At 69.6% G+C, this 18468-nt stretch carries 15 protein-coding genes; 11 read left to right on the top strand and 4 right to left on the bottom strand.

The features are described 5' to 3' along the window. Window positions 1-2 precede the first annotated feature (2 nt). The 6 genes from ABZ796_RS19020 (at window position 3) to kynA (ending at window position 5332) form a co-directional block, all read left to right on the top strand. Window positions 3-362, top strand: a complete 360-nt coding sequence (locus ABZ796_RS19020) for a YciI family protein (protein WP_357338883.1) — start codon at window positions 3-5, stop codon at window positions 360-362. After that, window positions 359-1669, top strand: coding sequence for an RNA polymerase sigma factor (locus ABZ796_RS19015; RefSeq protein ID WP_357338882.1), 1311 nt, complete (start codon window positions 359-361; stop codon window positions 1667-1669). Before ABZ796_RS19020 ends, ABZ796_RS19015 begins: the two co-directional genes overlap by 4 nt. Beyond that, the gene (locus tag ABZ796_RS19010; protein ID WP_357338881.1) at window positions 1666-2481 is read left to right on the top strand and encodes an alpha/beta fold hydrolase; all 816 of its coding nucleotides are present in this window, start codon (window positions 1666-1668) and stop codon (window positions 2479-2481) included. Before ABZ796_RS19015 ends, ABZ796_RS19010 begins: the two co-directional genes overlap by 4 nt. Before the next feature lie 159 nt (window positions 2482-2640). Further along, entirely contained in the window at window positions 2641-3282 is a 642-nt protein-coding gene (gene kynB, locus ABZ796_RS19005; protein WP_357338880.1) for an arylformamidase, read from the top strand. Beyond that, entirely contained in the window at window positions 3279-4535 is a 1257-nt protein-coding gene (kynU, locus tag ABZ796_RS19000) for a kynureninase (RefSeq protein WP_357338879.1), read from the top strand. Before kynB ends, kynU begins: the two co-directional genes overlap by 4 nt. Beyond that, entirely contained in the window at window positions 4532-5332 is an 801-nt protein-coding gene (gene kynA, locus ABZ796_RS18995) for a tryptophan 2,3-dioxygenase (protein WP_357338878.1), read from the top strand. Before kynU ends, kynA begins: the two co-directional genes overlap by 4 nt. Window positions 5333-5434: 102 nt before the next feature. On the opposite strand, the gene ABZ796_RS18990 is transcribed toward kynA, so the two are convergent. The 3 genes from ABZ796_RS18990 to ABZ796_RS18980 all read right to left on the bottom strand — a co-directional run bounded on the left by ABZ796_RS18990 (window position 5435) and on the right by ABZ796_RS18980 (window position 8134). After that, complete coding sequence (locus ABZ796_RS18990; RefSeq protein WP_357338877.1) at window positions 5435-6355, bottom strand: methylenetetrahydrofolate reductase; 921 nt, start codon at window positions 6353-6355, stop codon at window positions 5435-5437. A 155-nt stretch (window positions 6356-6510) separates the two neighbouring features. Next, on the bottom strand, window positions 6511-7419 hold the full coding sequence (locus tag ABZ796_RS18985; RefSeq protein WP_357338876.1) for a CoA ester lyase: 909 nt from the start codon (window positions 7417-7419) through the stop codon (window positions 6511-6513). A gap of 142 nt (window positions 7420-7561) precedes the next feature. Then, window positions 7562-8134, bottom strand: coding sequence for a helix-turn-helix domain-containing protein (locus ABZ796_RS18980; RefSeq protein WP_357338875.1), 573 nt, complete (start codon window positions 8132-8134; stop codon window positions 7562-7564). An 82-nt stretch (window positions 8135-8216) separates the two neighbouring features. On the opposite strand from ABZ796_RS18980, the gene ABZ796_RS18975 reads away from it, so the two are divergent. Further along, window positions 8217-9515 carry an MFS transporter gene (locus ABZ796_RS18975; RefSeq protein WP_357338874.1) on the top strand — a complete coding sequence of 433 codons (1299 nt, stop codon included), beginning with the start codon at window positions 8217-8219 and terminating at the stop codon, window positions 9513-9515. A 138-nt stretch (window positions 9516-9653) separates the two neighbouring features. Continuing rightward, window positions 9654-11666, top strand: a complete 2013-nt coding sequence (locus ABZ796_RS18970; RefSeq protein ID WP_357338872.1) for a carboxypeptidase-like regulatory domain-containing protein — start codon at window positions 9654-9656, stop codon at window positions 11664-11666. Here ABZ796_RS18970 and ABZ796_RS18965 read toward each other — a convergent pair. After that, window positions 11626-15588, bottom strand: coding sequence for an NAD-glutamate dehydrogenase (locus ABZ796_RS18965; RefSeq protein ID WP_357338870.1), 3963 nt, complete (start codon window positions 15586-15588; stop codon window positions 11626-11628). The two genes, ABZ796_RS18970 and ABZ796_RS18965, sit on opposite strands and share 41 nt — an antisense overlap. A 185-nt stretch (window positions 15589-15773) precedes the next feature. Between ABZ796_RS18965 and ABZ796_RS18960 the strand changes: the two genes are divergently transcribed. From ABZ796_RS18960 to ABZ796_RS18950, 3 genes are all read left to right on the top strand, one after another. Then, entirely contained in the window at window positions 15774-16247 is a 474-nt protein-coding gene (locus ABZ796_RS18960) for a DUF2505 domain-containing protein (RefSeq protein WP_357338868.1), read from the top strand. Window positions 16248-16297: 50 nt separating this feature from the next. Next, on the top strand, window positions 16298-16774 hold the full coding sequence (locus ABZ796_RS18955) for a DUF2505 domain-containing protein (RefSeq protein ID WP_357338866.1): 477 nt from the start codon (window positions 16298-16300) through the stop codon (window positions 16772-16774). A 122-nt stretch (window positions 16775-16896) separates the two neighbouring features. Next, entirely contained in the window at window positions 16897-18468 is a 1572-nt protein-coding gene (locus ABZ796_RS18950; protein WP_357338864.1) for a lysyl oxidase family protein, read from the top strand.

Raw genomic sequence — 18468 nt, 5'->3', positions numbered from 1 at the left:
AGATGCGCTACATGATGTTCGTGAAGATGGACCCGAACGCCGGGCCGCCCCCGGCCGCGCTGATCGAGGCGGTGGAGTCCGAGATCAAGCAGCAGTACGCCGACGGCATCCTGCTCGATGCCGACGGGCTCGGTCCCGCGGTGGAGATCCGGCTGACCGCCGGGGAGGTGACCCACATCGACGGACCGTTCGCCGAGGCCAAGGAGGTCGCCGGTGGGTTCTCGCTCTTCGAGGTCCGCTCGCAGGACGAGGCGATCGAGCTCGGCCGCCGGATGATCCAGCTCCACGAGGAGCTCTGGCCCGGCCAGGACGTGGCCGTGGAGATGCGGCCGCTGTTCGGTCCGCCGACCCCGGCTGAATGAGCTCGCCCACCGAAGACGCGATCGTCGCGGTCTGGCGCAACGAGTCCGTACGTCTCCTCGCCGGTCTGGCGCGGATGACGCACGACCTCGACCTGGCCGAGGACCTCGCTCAAGATGCTCTCGTCGCGGCCCTGGAACAGTGGCCGCGCGAGGGCATCCCTCGCAACCCCGGGGCGTGGCTGATGTCGATCGCGAAGCGGCGCGCGATCGACGGGTTCCGCCGTGACGAGGTGCAGCGCCGCAAGGTCGCCCTGCTGGGCCACGAACTGGAGGAGGGTGAGATGCCTGACCTGGCTGCCGCGGTCGACTACATCGAGGACGATGTGCTGCGGCTGATGTTCCTCTCCTGCCATCCGGTGCTGGCACCGGACTCCCGCACGGTGCTGACGCTGCGGCTCGTGGGCGGGCTGACGACCGCCGAGATCGCCCGGGCCTACTTCGCCAAGGAGTCGGCCGTCGGACAGCGGATCTCGCGGGCGAAGCGCACCCTGGCCGAGGTCGGGGCGTCCTTCGAGCTTCCCGTGGGCGAGGAGCGGGCGGCTCGGATGCGCGAGGTGATGCAGACGATCTACCTGGTCTTCAACGAGGGTTACGCGGCCACGTCCGGGCCGTCGTGGACCCGGCCCGAGCTGTGCCTGGAGGCGATGCGGCTGGCGCGGATGCTGGCGGCGCTGGCCCCGGGAGATCCGGAGGCACAGGCGCTGCAGGGGTTGTTGGAGATCCAGGGGTCGCGGCTCGCGGCCCGGGCCGATGCAGCGGGGCATCCGGTGCTGCTCGAGGACCAGGACCGGACCCGCTGGGACCAGCTGCTGCTGCGGCGCGGCCTGGCCGCGGTCGACCGGGCGACGGCGCTCGCCTCCTCCGGGACACCCGGCGGGAGCTATCTGGTGCAGGCGATGATCGCCGCCTGTCACGGCCGGGCCCGGCGGGCGGAGGAGACCGACTGGGCCGAGATCGCGCGCCTCTACGACATGCTCGCGACCGGTGCCCCGGGCGCCGTCATCGAGGTCAACCGTGCGGTGGCGCACGGACGTGCCTTCGGCCCCGACGCCGGGCTGGCGATCCTGGCGGCACTCCCCGACGGAGCGCTTCCGGGGTCGCATCTGCCTGCCGGCGTACGCGGTGACCTGCTGCAGCGCGCCGGGCGGCACCTCGAGGCGGCGGAGGCTTTCGACGAGGCGGCCTCGCTGACCTCCAACGTCGAGGAACGAGAGTTTCTCGAGAGACGTGCGGCCGCGTGTCGAAGCGACGAAGTCTCGTCCGACGCGCCAGTATCAACCGAGTCTTTCGAGGAGTACCCATCATGACCACAACCACCACCTCCGCCGACGGCACCACGATCGCCTACGACGTCACCGGCACCGGTCCGGCGCTCGTCCTGGTCGATGGCGCGATGTGCTACCGCGACTTCGGACCGTCCAAGGAGCTGGCCGAGGCGCTCTCGGACCGCTTCACCGTCTACCGCTACGACCGCCGCGGCCGCGGCGAGAGCGACATCGCCAAGCCGGCTGCCGCCGGCACCATGGAGGCGGTCGAGCAGGAGGTCGCCGACCTGGGCGCGGTGATCGAGGCGGCAGGCGGGCACGCCCATCTGCTGGGTCAGAGCTCGGGTGCGTTCCTCGCCCTGGAAGCCGCTCGGGCCGGGCTGCCGATCGACAAGATCGTGGCCTACGAGGCTCCGCTGATCCTCGACGACACCCACCGTCCCAACGACGCCGACCTGGCGCAGCAGGTCGAGAAGCTGGTGGAGAAGGGCAAGCGGGCCGCGGCGGTCGAGCTCTTCATGCGCACCGTCGGGATGCCGCTCGTCGCGGTCAAGATCATGCGGCTGACCCCGACGTTCAAGAAGCTCACCACGATCGCGCACACGCTGGTCTACGACCTGGGCATGTGCGTCCCGTTCCAGCAGGGTGTGCCGCTGCCGGGCGGCTACTTCAAGAACGTGTCGGTGCCTGTGCTGTCGGCGGCGGGCAGCAAGAGCCCGACCTATATGACCAACGCCCAGCAGGCCATCGCCAAGGCGGTTCCCGACGGTCGCTACGTCGTCCTCGACGGGCAGGACCACATGGTCAAGGCCGATGCCCTGGCCCCTGTCGCGGCCGAGTTCTTCACCGCCTGAAGCCCCGAGTCGGCTCATCCTGACGCGACCGAGCGCCGAGTCGGCTCGTCTTCACCCGATCCCGCGCCGAGTCGGCTCGTCATGACGCGCCGACTCGGCGGGATGACCGGTCACGATGCGCCGAGTCGGCGCGGAATCGGGTCATCTAGGCTGCGGAGCATGGCGCAACTGTGGGACATCTCACCACCCGTTCACGCAGACTCGCCGGTCTTCCCCGGCGACCACGCGACCGAGGTCGGCTGGACGTTTCGGATCGGCCCCGGCTGCCCGGTCAACGTCGCCGAGATCTCGGTGTCGGCGCACGTCGGGGCGCACGCGGACGCACCGCTGCACTTCGCCGACGGCGGGGTGGCTGCGGGTGAGATGTCGCTGGAGCCGTTCCTCGGTCCGTGCCGGGTGATCGACGTGTCCGGGGTGCGCCCGCTGGTCACCGTCGATCACCTCGGCCACATCGACGTCACCGACCTGCCGCCGCGGGTGCTGTTCCGGACGTACGCCACCCAGCCGACGACCTGGGACGACGACTTCTGCGCGCTCGACCCTGCGCTGATCGAGCTCTTGGCGGCGAACGGGGTGCGCCTGGTCGGCACCGACGCGGCCAGCCTGGACCCGTCCTCGTCCAAGGATCTTCCGGCGCACTTCGCGACCCATCGTCATGACGTACGCATCCTGGAGAACCTGCTGCTCGACGAGGTCCCCGCCGGCGACTACGAGCTGATCGCGCTCCCCCTCAAGCTCACCACCGCCGACGCCGCGCCCGTGCGGGCCGTGCTCAGGCCGATCAAGGAGATCGACGCATGAACCGCGACGCCGCGGTCGCCCTCGACCAGGCCGATCCACTGGCTCCGCTGCGGGACCTCTTCGACCTGCCCGAGGGGACGATCTACCTCGACGGCAACTCGCTCGGGGCGCTCCCCCGCGCGACCGCCGCACGGGTGGCCGAGGTGGTCACCCAGGAGTGGGGGCAGGGGCTGATCGAGTCCTGGAACACCGCCTCCTGGATCACCCTGCCCCAGCGCGTCGGCGACAAGGTCGCCCGGATCGTCGGCGCAGGTCAGGGCGAGGTGGTGGTCGCCGACTCGACCTCCCTCAACGTCTACAAGGTGCTCGCCTCGGCGCTCTCGATCGCAGCCCAGGACTCGCCGGAGCGACGGGTCGTGGTCAGTGAGCGCAGCAACTTCCCGACCGACCTCTACATCGCCTCCTCGCTGTGCCGCGACCGCGGCTACGAGCTGGTCCTGGTCGACTCCCCCGACGAGATCCCGGGCCTGTTGGACCGGACCGCGGTGCTGATGCTGACCGAGGTCAACTACCGCACCGGCTACCTGCACTCGATGGCCTCGGTGACCGCTCTCGCGCACGAGCACGGCGTCCTCGCCGTCTGGGACCTGTGCCACTCGGCGGGCGCGGTGCCGGTCGACCTCCGAGGCGCCGACGCCGACTTCGCTATCGGCTGCGGCTACAAGTTCCTCAACGGCGGCCCCGGATCGCCGGCGTTCCTGTGGGTCAACCCGCGCCACGTCGACCGCTTCGAGCAGCCGCTGTCGGGCTGGATGGGGCACGCGGCGCCGTTCGAGATGTCACCGGGCTACCGGCCGGCCGAGGGGGTCTCGCGCTACCTGTCCGGCACTCCCGCCGTCATCGGCATCTCCGCCCTGGAGTGCGGCGTCGACACGCTGCTCGCCGCCGAGGCGTACGGCGGAATCGAAGAGCTCAGGAAGAAGTCGCTCGCGCTGACCCGGCTCTTCGCCGACCTGGTCGCCTCCCGGCTTCCGGGGTTCACGATCGATTCACCGCTCGACGACGCCCGGCGCGGCAGCCAGCTGTCGCTGAGCTTCGGCGAGGAGGGTGCGTACGCGATCGTGCAGGCACTCATCGGACGCGGTGTCGTCGGCGACTTCCGGGCAGGGTCGCCGGACATCCTGCGCTTCGGGGTCACCCCGCTCTACACCCGCTACGTCGACGTCTGGGATGCCGTCGACCACCTGGTCTCGGTGATGGACAACGACGAATGGCGCGCTGAGCGCTTCTGGACCCGAGGAGCAGTGACATGAGCAGCACGCAGGATCTTCCGATGGACTACTCCGACTACCTCCACCTGCCGGAGGTGCTCGGCGCCCAGCATCCGCTCTCCGGCGACCACAACGAGATGCTCTTCATCGTCCAGCACCAGGCGATGGAGCTGTGGATGCGGCTCGCGCTGCACGAGCTGACCGAGGCGCAGCGGCTCCTCGCCGAGGATGCGGTACGCCCGGCGTTCAAGGGGCTGGCCCGGGTCTCACGGATCATGGAGCAGCTCGTGCACGCCTGGGACGTCCTCTCGACGCTGACCCCGACCGAGTACGACAAGTTCCGCCCCTACCTGGCCACCGGCTCGGGCTTCCAGTCATGGCAGTACCGCTGCATCGAGTTCGCCCTCGGCAACAAAGCCGCCTACACGCTCCGCGTCCACGAGGGACGGCCGCACGAGCAGGATGTGCTCGCGGCGTACGGTCGGCCCTCGCTCTACGACGAGTCGCTGCGCCTGCTGGCCCGGCGCGGCTTCGACATCCCGGCCGACCATCTCGACCGGGACTGGAAGCAGGAGTACGCCGCCTCCGACGCCGTCGAGGCCGCCTGGGGCGAGGTCTACCGCGACCCGGAGAAGCACTGGGACCTCTACGAGCTCGGCGAGGAGCTCACCGATCTGGAGACCGCCTTCCGGGTCTGGCGGTTCCGGCACGTGACCACCGTCGAGCGGATCATCGGGTTCAAGGTCGGCACCGGCGGGACCAGCGGGGTCTCCTACCTGCGCAAGCAGCTCGACATCATCCTGTTCCCCGAGCTGTGGGCGATGCGTACGGGGCTGTGAGTCTGTTCGTCTAGGTATGCAGGGCAACCGTCACGTCCCTGGCGGAACTCCGCACGGGAAGTGACGGTTCGGCTGCATACCTAGACGAACATCCCGGTCGACTCAGCGCTCCAGCTTGCCGCGGAGCCGCTCGGCGAGACGTACGGAGGCCTCGATCTCGACCTTGCGGATCGAGACGGACTCGATGTTGATGCCGAACGGTACGCCGAGCTGGCGGCAGAAGGACATCAGCTCGATCGCCGTGGCCTCGGCCTGCTCGAGCGAGGCGTCGAGGGTGTCGGTGGCGTGGCGCAGTTCGTTCTCGATCCAGCGCGGGACGTCGACGCCGAGCCAGCGGAGGAACTCGAGGGTCCTCATCGAGCCGCAGACGGAGAACGTGAACACGATCGGCACCGGCTGGAGGCCGCGGGACTCGCACTCGTAGCGGTAGTCGGAGACGAGGTTCTTGGCGGCGTTGACGTCGTAGACGACCTGGGTGACGAAGTAGGAGCAGCCCGCCTCCTGCTTGGCGATCAGCCGAAGGTGCTCGTCGCCCTTGGCCGTGTGTCGCTCCGGGATCGCGACGGCGCCCAGGAGCAGGTCGGGGTTGGCCTCGTTCCGAATCTGCTGCGCGCGGCGCAGGCTGGTGGCGACCCGCTTCTCGCCCGAGGAGGCGCCGACGAAGACCGACAGCGACTTGGCCGGGTCCTGGGTCTTGACCCAGTCGCGCAGCGCCGACTCCTCGTACTTCCCGGTGGCCCGGTAGACGACGGCCGGTACGTCGAGGCCGGCGAGGTTGCGCTCGAGGAACTCGGCAGGGTCGAGGGTGCGTACGAACGGGAACGGCCGCTCCTCGGGGTTGCGGTCGGACTCGTCGTCGATGTCGTAGAGGATCAGCCCGTCGACGTCGAGGGGCCGGATCCGCTCGAGCGTGATCTCGGCGATCTGCTGCACCCTCTCGGGCGCCGTCGTCACCCTCGGCGGGGTGACGGCGAACAGAAGAATCTCACCGGCACGGTCATTGATGCGCTGCTGCAGATCCACGACGTCAACGCTAGCCCAGCCCCGCCCGCTCGACACATCTGTCCCATCCGAGGCACCGAGTCGGCTCATCCTGACCACGATCTCCGTCGAGTCGGCTCGTCATGACGCGCCGACTCGGCGACGACTCTCGTCAATTCGAGCCGACTCGGCGTGGGTCAGTAGACGCTCGGGCCGGAGGAGGGGGCGTCGTACGCCTCGGTGTCCGGCTTGATCTTGAACAGCTCGGCACGGCGCTTGATCGTCTCGGCGCGAGCCAGGCGCGGCTTGTCGCTGCCGTCGCGGATCACGCGGCCGCCCTCCTCGAACTTGTGGAGGAACTCGTAGGCCCAGGTCACGTCGGACGGGGACGGGCTGAACGACTCGTTGATCACCGAGGGCTGCTCGATGTCGAGGCAGAGCTTGCCGGTCATACCCATCGTGACGCCGTCCGCGCCCTGCTCGCGGAGCAGCGGGTGGCTGCTGCCCACCGTCGGACCGTCGATCGGGCCCGGGAGGTCGCCGATCCGCGAGGCGAGGACGAGCTTGGTCCGCGGGTAGGCCATCGCGAGCGGGTCGTTCTCCGCACCCGTGTCGCGGCGGTAGTCACCGGAGCCGAACGCGAGCCGGTAGGCGCCGCGGGCGCGCGCGATCGTCGCGGCGTCCTCGATCCCCAGCGCCGACTCGAGCAGCGGGATCACCGGGGTCGACCCGCCGAGCCTCTGGAAGGTGTCGGTCACCTGGTCCGGCGACTCGGTCTTCGCGAGCATCACCCCGGCGAGCGTCTCGATCCCGGCCAGCGCTGCGAGGTCCTCGCTCCAGTCCTCGGTGGTCCAGTCGTTGATGCGTACCCAGGCGCGGCCGCCACCCTTGAGCCAGGTCGTCACGTTCTCGCGTGCCTGCGACTTGAGCGAGGTGTCGATCGCGTCCTCCATGTCGAGGATGATCTGGTCGGCTCGGCTCAGCTGCGCGTCGTCGAAGATCTCGGTACGCATCGCGGAGACCAGCAGCCAGGACCTGGCGTTGTGACCTTCGACTCGGTTGGCTTCGCGCACCTCGCGCTTCTCGGCGATCTGGGTTGTGCTCATCGTTCGCGTATCTCCCTACTGGCGTCCTGGGCTGGGCGCGATTTGGACGGTAAACCAACGCGCCGGTGACTCGCGAGTAGGGAGCCTGCGGGCAGAGGGCGTTGAGACGTAACCCACATCAGGAGCCAGATCAGGACCCACGTCAGGCCGGGTCGTCCTCGCCGGCGAGGTCGGGCATCGGCTGGATGAGCTGGTAGACCGAGTAGAGGTCCAGCTCGTCGTCGGACCGGCGACCGGCCTCTCGATAGCGGGCGACGACCTCGTTCAGGTCTCGCTGCAGCTGCTCGGCATCGTCCTTGGACAGCCGCAGCGACGTCTCGGAGACGATGCGCTTCGCCGCATCGTCCTCCGTGGAGAGCTGGAACGCCTGGTCGACCAGGTGATGGCCCCACGCGACGGAGCTGCGCTGGAAAACCGTGTAGGCGGCCTCTCCTCCGGGCTGTTCGACGATCTCCCTGGGACTGAGGGTGATGTCGTCGTCGACGAGTCGCCAGACGCGGTCACGCTTGTCGCGGCCGGCGTCGGGAGCGACCTCGACCAGGCCGTACTTCGCGAGCTGACGCAGGTGGAAGCTGGCCTGGTTGGCCGGGATGCCGGTGCGCTTCGCGATGTCAGCGGCGCGGAGCGAACCGGCCGCGGACAGCTCGTGCAGCACCCGGTTACGCGTCGGGTGGGCGATCGCACGCAGGATCCGCGGGTCGTCGTAGATGGCCATGGCGTCACCCTAGCCGAATCTCGCACCATTTAGTGCGCAAGAACTATTGCGCAATATATGTTGCGCACCATACGGTGCGGATATGTCCTCCTATCGCGCTCTCGCCCGCAACCACGACTTCACCGCTCTGTGGGTCGGCGCCACCGTCGCCGAGCTCGGCACCCGGGTGAGCATCTTCGCGATGCCGCTGGTCGCCTACGCGATGACCGGATCGGCCTTCTGGGCGGCCACGGCCGAGGCGGCCCACCTCGTCGGCATGGTCGGCATGCTGCTGCCCGCGGGGGTGATCGCCGACCGCCGTCATCGGCTGCGGATCATGCGGCTCGCACACGGATCGGGCGCGGTGCTGTACGCCTCCCTAGCGATCGCCGGACTGCTCGGCTCGCTCACCCTCCCCCACCTGCTCCTCGTCGCCCTGCTCACCGGCGCGCTCAACGGACTCTTCGTCCCTGCTGAGAACTCGGCGATCAGGTCGGTGGTCCCGGCCGAGGACCTGCCCACGGCGCTCTCCCAGCAGCAGGCCCGCCAGCACATCGCCGGCCTGCTCGGCGGACCGCTGGGCGGCGTACTCCTCGGCATCTCCCGATGGGCGCCCTTCGCCGGGAACGCCATCGCGTACGGAGCCGGCTGGCTGCTGCTCGCACGTGTCCGCGCCGACCTCTCGGCACCACTGACCACGACACGGGAAGCTCGGAAGCCCCTGGCCGACCTGCTGGCGGGACTGGGCTACAGCTGGCGGCAGCCGTTCCTGCGTACGCTGCTCCTCTTCAGCCCCGCCATCAACCTCGCCGCCAACGCGCTCTTCTTCCTCGCGCTGCTGCGGCTGGTCGAGGCAGGTTTCCCGGCATGGCAGATCGGACTGGCGGAAGCGGCCATCGGTGCTTGCGGGATCCTCGGGGCCCTGGCCGCGCCCTGGCTGGTCGACCGGCTGCCGACCGGTTGGCTGACGATCCTCGTCGCCTGGAGCTTCGTACCGCTCTCGATCCCGCTGGCGTTCTGGACGCATCCCGCAGTCATGGCGCTGGCCGCCTCGGTCGGGCTCTTCCTGAACCCGGCGGGGAACGCCGGCATCGCCGCCTATCGGATGGCGACCACCCCGCAAGAGCTGATCGGACGGGTGCAGGCCGCCGCGCAGTTCGTGGCGATGCTCTCGATCCCGCTCGCGCCGGCGCTGGCTGGGGCCCTGCTCGCCGGCGTCGACGGCGCCGTGGCGGTTCTGGCGGTCGCCGCGCTGACCGCCGCAGCGGCACTCATCCCGACCCTCGCCCGGTCGGTGCGGTCGATCCCGCGCCCCACGGACTGGCAGTACCTGCCCCCGAATGGCGACAACATGGGTCACACACGCGCTTCAGCGCGTAAAAACCCAGTTCCGCAGGGATAACCTTCTGAAGTCCACCAACGCAACGTTTTGCTCCTCGGAAGCAAAGGATCCCCTCCCATGTTCAAGCGGGCCTGTCTGGCGTTGGCGCTTCTGGCCGGAGTGTTCGTCACGGTGCTGTCGCCGGCGCCGGCTCACGCAATGACCGACTCGTGGGCCGAGTGGGCTCCCGTCTCGGGGACGTCCAACGACTACTCCACGACGATGACCCAGCGGTCGAAGGGTTTCCCCGCGGCGCAGATGGCCAGCGACTCCCGGGCCAACGTCGCCCTGCCGAGCGGCGCGAGCACGTTCCTCGACACCACCACACCCCCGGGAGCGAAGTACGGCTCGAGCCGCGGTTCGGCCTACATCAACCTGCGCCCGAAGACCGACACCCCGAGCGGCGCCTCGACCACGACGTACGCCTTCGAGAACCCCACGCCCGACACCGGCTGGGCGTTCGTGCTCGGTGACATCGACTCCGACCAGGTCCAGATCCAAGCGACCGACAAGAACGGCGAGGCCGTTCCGGCGACGGAGATCTCCTCGTGGTTCCAGGGTGCGTTCAACTACGCCGGCGCCACCGACCAGCCCACCTGGAACCCGGCCACCTCGACGCTGACCGGCAACCCGACCGCCACCGACACCAACGGCGCCAGCGGATGGTACGAGCCCGACGTCCGGCTCACCAGCCTGAGCTTCGTCTTCACCCGCCGTGCCGGGTTCCCGGTCTACCAGACCTGGTTCGTCAGCAGGGCGCGGCCGATCGGCGGCACGGTCACCGACGTGTCCACCTCCGGATCGTGCCCGGTCGAGAGCTCGGTGCTCACCCTCGTCTCGCCCTACGGGGAGACGCTGGCCACCACCAGCCCCACCCCCGACGGCACCTACTCGTTCGGCGAGTTCGCCACCCAGGACGGCTACACCGTCCGGCTGAGCAAGCCCGACGGGTGTGCGACCGTCGGGCAGACCGAGGCGACCGTCGGCAACCGCGGCAACGACGACGACCCCGACTCGCGCGCCGACTTCGAGGTGCGGCAGCTGATCCCGCAGACCATCGGCGGCACCGTACGTGACGACACCGGTGCTCCGGTGCCGGGCGCGACCGTGACCCTCGACCGGCCCGACGGAACCACCGCGACCACGACAACCGGCACCGACGGCAGCTACCTCTTCGACGACAACGCACCCGGCACGGGCTACTCGGTGACCCTGACGGTGCCCGAGGGCTACTCCGCGGGCCCCGACGGGACGACTCGCTCCGACATCACCGTCGACGACGCCGCGGTCACCGACCAGGACTTCGTGGTCGACCAGCTGGCCGGCGTCTCGGGCACGGTGACCGGCGGCGGCGACGGGCTCGGCGGCGTCCAGGTGCGCCTGATCCCCGCCGGTGGCGGCGACCCGATCACCACCGTTACCGACGGTGACGGCAACTACACGTTCGACGGCGTACCGCCCGGCGACTACACCGCCGAGATCGACGCGCCCGAGGGTTACACGGGCCCGACCACGCAGCCGGTCACCGTGGCCACCGGCGACATGACCGGGGTCGACTTCGACCTGACCCGCCCCGGCGCCATCGGCGGACGGGTCACCGACGCCTCGACCGGCGACCCGGTCGCCGGCGTGACCGTCACCGTCGACGGGCCCGACGGCCCGGCGACCGCCACCACCGACGACGCGGGTGCCTACTTCGTCGAGGACCTCCCGCCGGGCGACTACACCATCACGGTCACCGCGCCCGATGGGACGCAGGTGGTGGGTGAGGCCTCGCGTACGGTCACGATCACCTCCGCCGGCGAGATCCGCGGTGGGCAGGACTTCCGGGTCGACGAGATCGCCTCTCCGACCCCGACTCCCACACCGACTCCCACACCAACCCCGACACCCACGCCGACACCCACGCCGACTCCGACCCCGACGCCGGAGCCCGCGCCGGAGCCCGCGCCGGAGCCCGCGCCGGAGCCGACCGTCGTGCCGACGCCCGGCGGAGACGAGAATCCGCCGACGGCCCCGAACCCGGGACCGCCGACGGAAACCTCACCTCAGAGCTCGCTGCCCGACACCGGTGGCCCGACGTGGGTGTTCGCCGCGCTCGGCATCTCGCTCTTGCTCGCCGGCACCGTGCTCACCGTGACAGCGCGTCGAGCGTCCCGAACTCGCGGTTGACCTCCTCGTTGACCACCGAGGTCACCCAGATCTCCCACCGCAGCGGGTGATCCAGGATGGCCTCGGGGAACCGCTCGCGGATCGGAGTGGGGAAGTACGCCACCAGGCGCTTCCTCATCTCCGGGTCCGCGGCGGGGTCGGGGACGCCCTGGGCGACCAGCTCGCGCCGGCGCTCGATCTTGGTCCAGGCGAGCACGACGGCGAGCTCGGGGGCGGTGAGACCCTCCCCCGCCTCCAGGCGGCGCGCGACCTCGGTCGCGGAGGGCAGACCCTCCACCTCACGGTCGAGCAGGCCGGCCGTGACCCACTCCGAGATCTGGCGCTCGTGAGCCTCCAGTAGCTGCGGAGCCGAGGCCACCGCACGGGTAAGGGTCACGTTGTGGGCCTCGTTGTCGGCCAGCACCAGCGCGGCGACCTCGTCGGTCATCTCCTCGAGGAGCTCGTCACGCGCGGCCAGCGTCAGCGAGCCCGCGCGCACCTCCCGGGCCAGCAGAATCTTGAGGTTGACCTCGTGGTCGGAGGTGTCGACGCCGGCGGAGTTGTCGATCGCGTCGGTGTTGATCAGCCCGCCCTTGCGGGCGAACTCGACGCGACCGGCCTGGGTGATGCCCAGGTTGCCGCCCTCTCCGACGACCCGCACCCGCAGCTCGGCGGCGTCCACCCGGACCCCGTCGTTGGCGTGGTCACCGGCGTCGGCGTCGGTCTCGGTGGACGCCTTGACGTACGTCCCGATCCCGCCGTTCCACAGCAGATCGACCGGCGCACGCAGGATCGCGCTGATCAGCTCCTGCGGGGTCAGCCGCTTGACGTCGGTCGCCAGACCGAGCGCCTGGCGCACCTCGGGGCTGATCGGCACCCACTTCAGCTGCCGCGACCACACGCCGCCGCCCGCCGAGATCAGTGAGGTGTCGTAGGACTCCCAGGTCGACCGGGGCATCTCGAAGAGCCGCTTCCGCTCCTGGAAACCCACCGCCGCGTCGGGCGTCGGGTCGATGAAGATGTGCCGGTGGTCGAAGGCGGCGACGAGCCGGATGCGATCCGAGCGCAGCATGCCGTTGCCGAAGACGTCGCCGGACATGTCCCCGACGCCGACCGCGGTGATCTCGTCGGTCTGCGGGTCGATGCCCAGCCGCTTGAAGTGGTGCTGCACCGAGACCCAGGCGCCACGCGAGGTGATCCCCATCGCCTTGTGGTCATAGCCCGCCGAGCCGCCGGAGGCGAACGCGTCGCCGAGCCAGAAGTCGTACTCCGCCGCGACCGAGTTGGCCAGGTCGGAGAAGGTCGCGGTGCCCTTGTCGGCGGCGACGACGAGGTAGGAGTCGTCACCGTCGTGGCGCACCACGTCGGCCGGCGGCACGATTTCGCCGTCCACCCGGTTGTCGGTGATGTCGAGGAGGCCACGCAGGAACGTGACGTACGCGTCCGAACCGGCCACCCCCTTGGGGACGAAGCCGCCCTTCGCGCCACCCGGCACGATCACGGTGTTCTTGACCTGCTGCGCCTTCGCGAGCCCGAGCACCTCGGTGCGGAAGTCGTCGCGCCGGTCGCTCCACCGCAGCCCGCCACGGGCCACGGCGTCGAAGCGCAGGTGCACGCCCTCGACGTCGGGCGAGTAGACGAAGATCTCGTACGCCGGCCGCGGCAGCGGCAGGTCGGGCAGCTGCTGCGGGTCGAACTTGAACGAGAGGCCGTACCCGTCATTGGCACGCCTGCGGTAATAGTTGGTCCGGGTCGTCGCCAGGATCGCGGTGACGTAGCTGCGCAGGATCCGGTCCTGGTCCAGGCTCGCCACGTCCTCGAGGGCCTCGATGATCGCCTCGGCCCGCTTGGTCTCGTCACGCGTGGTGAGCGAGGGGTCGAAGCGGGTCTCGAACAGCTCCACGATCTGCCGGGCGATGTCCGGGTTGGTGCACAGCGCGTTGCCGATCGAGAAGAACGAGTTCGGGGTGCCGGCCTGGCGCAGGTAGCGACCATAGGCACGCAGCATGCTGATCTGGCCGTGGTCGAGCCCCTCGAGGACGAGCGCGTTCAGCCCGTCGATCTCGCTGCGGCCGGACCAGGCCTGGTGCAGCGCGGCGACCAGCTGGGTGGGCGTGCCCACCGGGGTGCCGGCGTAGGCGAGGCCGAAGTCGTAGATGAACCACTCCTCCGAACCCGACGTACCGACGCCCTCGAGGTCGTAGGGCCGCTCGTCGGTGACCTCGAAGCCGAACGAGGACAGGATCGGCAGCATCAGGGACAGCGAGAGCGGACCACCGGTGCGGAAGATCTTGATCCGGAACCCGCCGGCACTCTCCGGGTCCTTGTAGAAGGAGAAGTCGACCGCCTCGCCCTGGTGCGAGAGCATCTCGAGCCGGGTCAGGTCGGCGGCGCCGGTGTCGGCGTCGAAGTCCTCCTTGTAGGCCTCCGGGAACGCGTCCAGCACGTGCGAGAGCCGGGCCGCGCCTTCCTCGCCGGCATGGGCGATGACCGCGCTGACGAGGTCGTCGCGCCAGCTCCGCGCGGCCTTGCGCAGCCGCGACTCGAGGCTGTCGACCAGCCCCGGGGTCTCCAGGGCCTTCCCCAGCGACTCGGTGGTGCCGTGGACCACGAAGTGCACCCGGGCGGTGGTCGACTCGCTGATGCGTACGGTGAACTCCAGGTCGGTGCCGCCGAGCGCGTCGAGAAGCACCTTCGAGAACCGCTCGCGGACCGTCGTGTTGTAGCGGTCACGTGGGAGCGAGACGAGCACCGAGACGTAGCGTCCGTACGTGTCGGGCCGGACGGCCACCCGCAGGATGCGACGCTCGATCGATCCCAGCGCGGCCTCGGCGAGCGCGGTCAGCTCCTCGGTGGAGGCGTGGAAGAGCTCCTCGCGCGGGTAGGACTCCATCGCGTCGAGCATCGCCTTGCCGGTGTGGCTGCGGGTGTCGTAGCCGGTGTGGTCGAGGACCGCGGCGACCTTGCCGCGTACGACCGGGATCCGGGTCACCGACTCCCGGGCCGCCTTCGTGGTGAAGAGGCCGAGAAAGCGGTGCTCGCCGATCACCTCACCGGCGCCGTTGAAGATCTTGATGCCGACGTGGTCGAGGTAGGCGGGCTCCCCGACGGTCGAGCGGGAGTTGGCCTTGGCCAGGACGAGCATCACCTTGTCGCGCGCGTGGGCGGCGACCTTGGGCGGCATCTTGCCGTGGTCGGGGGTCTGCGGCGGGTCGGCGCGCAGGATGCCCAGGCCGGTGCCGGAGCGACCGCGCAGGTAGTCGCCGTCAAGGCGGTACTCGCGGTAGCCGGTCAGCAGGAAGTGGTCCTCGGCCAGCCAGGCCAGCAGCTCGGCGGCCTCGGCGGCCTCCTCGCGCGGCACGCTGTTGGGCGGGGTGTAGCGCAGGCCGGCCGCGATCTCCGCGAGCCGGCGGTGCAGCCTCGGCTCGTCCTCGACGACCTCGCGTACGTCCTCGAGGACTCCCTCCAGACCCGCGACGATCTCTTTGGCGGCGTCGGGGGCGAGACGGTCGATCTCGATGTGCATCCACGACTCGCGGATGTCACCTTCGTTCACCCCCTCGAGTGCACCGGTCACGTCACGGGCGACGTCGATGACGGGGTGGACGACGAGGTGGACGTCGAGGCCACGACGGTAGAGCTCGGTCTTGACCGAGTCCACGAGATAGGGCATGTCGTCGACGACGATCTCGACGACGCTGCGGCCTCCGGCGGACCAGCCGTCTGCGGCGGTGGTCGGGGTGAGGATGCGCACGGCGGCGGTGCCCTGCGGGCGGTTGGCCGCCAGCGCCAGATGTGATCCCACCGCGCCGGCGAGATCGGTCTCGCTGCGGCCGGTGAGCTCCTCGGGGGCTACGTGGCGGAAGTAGGTGGTGCTCGGCAGGCGGTTCTGCAGGACGTTCTGCGGAGCTTGGACAGGATTGATATGCGTCTCCGTTGACACGCCTGTCACGGTATCCCGGCAGGGCTCCGGATAGGCGTCCTCAACCGAAGGAATCGCCGATGTGAGTCATAGGCCGATCGCTCGGTCGCCGGCACCGCGGTACGGAGCATACCCAGGGAATGTGTCGGTTCTCTCGGTCGCTCCACTGATGACTCCGGCCCGCCTAGGCGTCATGATGTGTGGTCATGAGCAAAAAGCTGTCGGTCGACCTCGCCTACGACGCCCCGATCGCAGCCGTCTCCGGGATGCTTGCCGACGCGGCGTTCCGCGAGCAGGTCTGCGACGCCCAGCACGCGCTGTCCAAGAGCGTGGCGATCACCGGGTCGACGGTGAGCATCCGCTACGCCCAGAAGGTCAACGGGGTGCCCGGGTTCGCGAAGAAGTTCGTCGGCGACACCATCGAGGTGCACCAGGACGAGATCTGGTCGGCCGACTTCACCTCCGGCGACCTCAAGCTCACCCTGCCGGGCAAGCCGGGCTCGCTCTCCGGCATCGCCCGGCTGGCCGAGAACGGCACGAAGACCATCGAGACGGTCACGTTGACCGCTACGGTGAATGTGCCCCTGGTCAGCGGAAAGCTGGAGGATCTCATCCTCTCGATCTTCAAGAAGGCACTCGAGAAGGAGCATGAGGTAGGCACCCGCTGGCTCGCCGCCTGAGCGACCTCATCCCCGTCCCAACCCGCAGAAGAGCCCCAAAGGATTCGGCAATGACGACGACCCTTCAACACGAGCTCGTCTACGACGCCCGCATGGGTGAGGTGTCCGCGATGCTCGCTGATCCGGGCTTCCGCGAGCGCGTCGCCGACGCCCAGGGCGCGCTCCGTCGCCGGGTGACCATCGGCGGTGCGCCGCGGGAGGTCCGGATCGACCGGGTGCAGTCGACCGTCGGCGTACCCTCCTTCGCGAAGCGCATCGTCTCCGGCGACCTCACCGTCCGCCAGAGCGAGGTCTGGTCCTCCGACACCGTCGCCGTCGTCGACATCACCGTCCCCGGCGGCCTGGCCACCCTGCGCGGCAACATCTCGCTGTCCGAGTCCGACGGACGCACCACCGAGAGCGTGCGGCTGAACATCAAGGTGCCCGTGCCGCTGGTCGGGGCCAAGCTCGAGGAGTACGTCGAGGAGCTGATGCTCAAGGCCTTCGACCTCGAGCAGGCGGTCGGCGCGGCGTACCTTTCTCGCTGATCTTTCTGGTTCGGTGCAACCGAACCGGAGAACCAATCGTCCCCTATGCGGCCGGCACTACTTTTGCCGGCCACTCGGCGCCTCGGATCGGGAGGGATCCAGGCCGTTCAAAGGGGAACTCGATGGTCAAACCTCGCACTCGCGCCCGGCAGCTGGTCTCGGCCGGCATCGGGCTGGTCGCAGCCGCACTCGTCGTCACCACGACGGCGAACTACGGTGCCGCGAGCGGCACCACCGGCAAGGGAACGTTGAAGCTCGTCGCTGCTGCCGACACGGTCCAGGTGGAGGCCTACGAAGGGGTGGCGTACGTCCAGCCTTCGGTCTGGCTGGCCGCCTATGACGCGGCCTTCGAGTTCCGGGCCAGTCAGACGGCCTACGACAAGCCGGTCAAGCTGACCAAGACCGTGATCCGCGGCAAGAAGCGCACCACCACGACCGCGCCCGCCTCGATCGTCGACGGGATGAAGGGCTTCAAGGACGGCCTCCGGATCACGCTCAAGAACAAGGCCGGCAAGGTGATCCTCGACGAGAAGCGACCGCTGTGTCCCGGCGGCTACGACCGGCAGCGGGTGCAGACCGACGGGGCCACCGGACCGGTCTACCCGGAGTTCTGCGGCGGCAACTGGTTCACCAAGGGCGTCCTGTACGGGATCGAGCGGGGCATGGCGGTCCCGACCGTCTCCGACCTCGAGTTCGAGACCAGGGGCGAGACCGCGCTCACCATGACGATGAACGTCAGCAAGCCCGTCGCCGACTTCCTCGGGCTGCCGAAGGCCAGCCGCAGCGCCAAGCAGAACCTGGTCATCGTCGACGGGTGCCCGGAGGGCGGCTGCGAGGGCGAGGGCGGGATGGGCGCTCGCTCGGCCCACGGAGCCGACGACGACCAGGGCGCCCGCACCGTGGTGCCGCGAGAGTCGCTGGAGGGCGGCGAGAACGGCCGCGGCCGGCTCCCGCTGGGCGGCGCTCTCGGCAGCATCAAGCCGGGCAAGCCCACGAAGGACACCCTGCCCGACCTGGTCTCGCTGCCCGCGTGGCAGATCACGACCGAGGTCGACGAGGGCGGCACCGACCGCCTCAACTTCGCCGCCAACGAGTGGAACGCCGGCCCCGCACCGATGATCGTCGAGGGCTTCCGCCGCGGCACCACGCCGGTGATGGACGCCTACCAGATGTTCTACCGCGACGGCAAACAGGTCGGGGTCAAGAAGACCGGCACCATGGAGTTCCACGAGGCCCCCGAGCACAACCACTGGCACTTCCTCGACTTCGCCAAGTACGAGCTGGTCGACGCCAAGGACAAGGTCGTCTCGACCAGCGGCAAGCAGTCGTGGTGCCTCGCGCCCACCGACCCGGTGGACCTGACCGTGCCCGGCGCGACGATGCGGCCCGGTCAGACCGGCCTGGAGTCGGCTTGTGGCGAGAAGTCCGCGCTCTGGCTGCGGGAGAGCATGCCGACGGGCTGGGGTGACACCTACAACCAGTCCCAGACCCAGGCCTTCGACCTGAGCAAGGTCAAGAACGGCACCTACCGGATCAAGGTCACCGTCAACCCCGACGGCAACCTCTACGAGCGGACCCGGTCGAACAACGTCAGCTACCGCACCATCACCATCGGCGGCAAGGCCGGCGCCCGCACGGTCAAGGTCCCGCCCTACCAGGGCATCGACACCGAGACCTGGTGGAACGAGGAGTGA

Origin of the sequence: Nocardioides sp. NPDC047086 (genome assembly GCF_040643685.1) — a bacterium.
GTDB lineage: Bacteria > Actinomycetota > Actinomycetes > Propionibacteriales > Nocardioidaceae > Nocardioides.
This window is presented reverse-complemented; position numbering and strand designations above follow the sequence as displayed.

What these genes read in the sequence shown, in the direction of transcription:
- ABZ796_RS18955 (WP_357338866.1), top strand. Translation starts at nt 16,298, where the DNA reads ATGACGACGACCCTTCAACACGAGCTCGTCTACGACGCCCGCATGGGT.
- ABZ796_RS19010 (WP_357338881.1), top strand. Translation starts at nt 1,666, where the DNA reads ATGACCACAACCACCACCTCCGCCGACGGCACCACGATCGCCTACGAC.
- kynB (WP_357338880.1), top strand. Translation starts at nt 2,641, where the DNA reads ATGGCGCAACTGTGGGACATCTCACCACCCGTTCACGCAGACTCGCCG.
- ABZ796_RS18950 (WP_357338864.1), top strand. Translation starts at nt 16,897, where the DNA reads ATGGTCAAACCTCGCACTCGCGCCCGGCAGCTGGTCTCGGCCGGCATC.
- ABZ796_RS18970 (WP_357338872.1), top strand. Translation starts at nt 9,654, where the DNA reads ATGACCGACTCGTGGGCCGAGTGGGCTCCCGTCTCGGGGACGTCCAAC.
- ABZ796_RS18975 (WP_357338874.1), top strand. Translation starts at nt 8,217, where the DNA reads ATGTCCTCCTATCGCGCTCTCGCCCGCAACCACGACTTCACCGCTCTG.
- ABZ796_RS19020 (WP_357338883.1), top strand. Translation starts at nt 3, where the DNA reads ATGCGCTACATGATGTTCGTGAAGATGGACCCGAACGCCGGGCCGCCC.
- kynU (WP_357338879.1), top strand. Translation starts at nt 3,279, where the DNA reads ATGAACCGCGACGCCGCGGTCGCCCTCGACCAGGCCGATCCACTGGCT.
- ABZ796_RS18960 (WP_357338868.1), top strand. Translation starts at nt 15,774, where the DNA reads ATGAGCAAAAAGCTGTCGGTCGACCTCGCCTACGACGCCCCGATCGCA.
- ABZ796_RS19015 (WP_357338882.1), top strand. Translation starts at nt 359, where the DNA reads ATGAGCTCGCCCACCGAAGACGCGATCGTCGCGGTCTGGCGCAACGAG.
- ABZ796_RS18985 (WP_357338876.1), bottom strand. Translation starts at nt 7,419, where the DNA reads ATGAGCACAACCCAGATCGCCGAGAAGCGCGAGGTGCGCGAAGCCAAC.
- ABZ796_RS18980 (WP_357338875.1), bottom strand. Translation starts at nt 8,134, where the DNA reads ATGGCCATCTACGACGACCCGCGGATCCTGCGTGCGATCGCCCACCCG.
- kynA (WP_357338878.1), top strand. Translation starts at nt 4,532, where the DNA reads ATGAGCAGCACGCAGGATCTTCCGATGGACTACTCCGACTACCTCCAC.